General features: G+C 62.8%; 1 pseudogene. It reads right to left on the reverse strand.

Annotation, left to right across the window (positions count from 1 at the left end):
- Window positions 1-323, reverse strand: a pseudogene (locus tag G3480_RS27555) (hypothetical protein); the annotation flags it as partial.

Genomic DNA, 323 nt, shown 5'->3' on the forward strand with positions numbered 1-323 from the left:
GGGGTGTGATCAGTGACACCGTAGACCGTCTCGATGGAGACCTTGCCGGTCTTCTTCTCGATGGTGTGTCGCTCAATCGCGAAGACCTGACCGACCTGGGGGAAGTCGAGATAGGCGTTGAGGGCCGTGGAGGTCCAAATGGCACGGCTTTCGATGCGCCCGTGCTGGAGGGAAGGCGGCTCGCGGAAATCCGCCTCGCCGCGCTCGGCGAAGTGCAGGCGGATATCGGCGCTGAGCGTCGGTTGATTGTCCTTGGCGGTGAAGAGAAAATGCGCACCGCGTTCGACCAGATACTCGGCGAGCTTGCGCTGGGTGAGCAGGGC

Origin of the sequence: Thiorhodococcus mannitoliphagus (genome assembly GCF_010915725.1) — a bacterium.
GTDB lineage: Bacteria > Pseudomonadota > Gammaproteobacteria > Chromatiales > Chromatiaceae > Thiorhodococcus > Thiorhodococcus mannitoliphagus.